This window comes from Alienimonas sp. DA493 (assembly GCF_043951915.1).
Taxonomy (GTDB): domain Bacteria; phylum Planctomycetota; class Planctomycetia; order Planctomycetales; family Planctomycetaceae; genus Alienimonas.
In genome coordinates this window covers 1-392 of sequence record NZ_JBINJD010000379.1, presented here as the reverse complement: position 1 = coordinate 392, position 392 = coordinate 1, and the positions used below count along the sequence as shown (strand labels likewise).

The window sequence follows — 392 nt, the reverse complement described above, 5'->3', positions numbered from 1 at the left end:
CCGTACAGCGCCGCCAGCCCGTCGGGCGACAGGAAGGCGCTGTAGTCGTCCAGGGCGTTGGTCGCCCCGGCGAGGTACTCGAAGATCACGGCGGTTTCGCTCAGCCCGCACAGCTCCCGGCCCAGCCGGGCGGCCCGGGCGACGGTGGTCCGCTCGGCGCCCTCGCGGACCGGGGCGTTCCAGAACTCCTCCCGCAACCTCGCCCGGAACCGCTCCACGGCGGCCTCGGTCCGGCCCTCGTCGCGGCCGTGCTCCGGCAGGTTGCGGCCGAGGAACTTGCGGTCCGACAGGGCGAGGTACAGGCTCTCGGTGCCGTGGGCGACGAGGCTGGTGGCGCCGATCGGCTCGACGTAGTTGCGGCGGATCTGGCCCAGGACGGTCTCGTAAAGGTC

Annotated in this window: 1 pseudogene; it reads right to left on the bottom strand. The window is 73.2% G+C overall.

The features are described from left to right. Positions 1 to 392: pseudogene (locus tag ACG2DA_RS23105) on the bottom strand (S41 family peptidase); the annotation flags it as partial.